The organism is Neisseria sp. P0020.S003, assembly GCF_051957095.1.
In the GTDB taxonomy this organism is placed as follows: Bacteria; Pseudomonadota; Gammaproteobacteria; order Burkholderiales; family Neisseriaceae; genus Neisseria; species Neisseria subflava.
This window is the reverse complement of record NZ_JBQCWU010000113.1, coordinates 1-229: the sequence shown is the minus strand read 5'-3', so window position 1 is coordinate 229 and position 229 is coordinate 1. Positions and strand designations below refer to the sequence as shown.

The 229-nt window shown below is 50.7% G+C and carries 1 pseudogene; it reads right to left on the bottom strand.

Features of this window, described 5'->3' with window-relative positions:
* Nucleotides 1–229, bottom strand: a pseudogene (locus tag ACTHTQ_RS11585) (IS3 family transposase); the annotation flags it as partial.

Sequence of the window (229 nt, the reverse complement as noted above, 5' to 3'; positions counted from 1 at the left end):
ATCTGTTTCATCAATTCGTCCACCGTCAATTCACCTGCGTTATAGAAACACTCCGTCTTCAACACCGCAAAGAAACTCTCCATCGGCGCATTGTCCCAACAATTCGCCTTTCGCGACATGCTTTGAACCATGGAATGCTCCGCAAGCAATTCCCTATACCCCGCCGTACGGTACAGCACACCTTGGTCCGAATGAAGCATCGTTCCTTTATCAGTCAGACGGGGTGCGG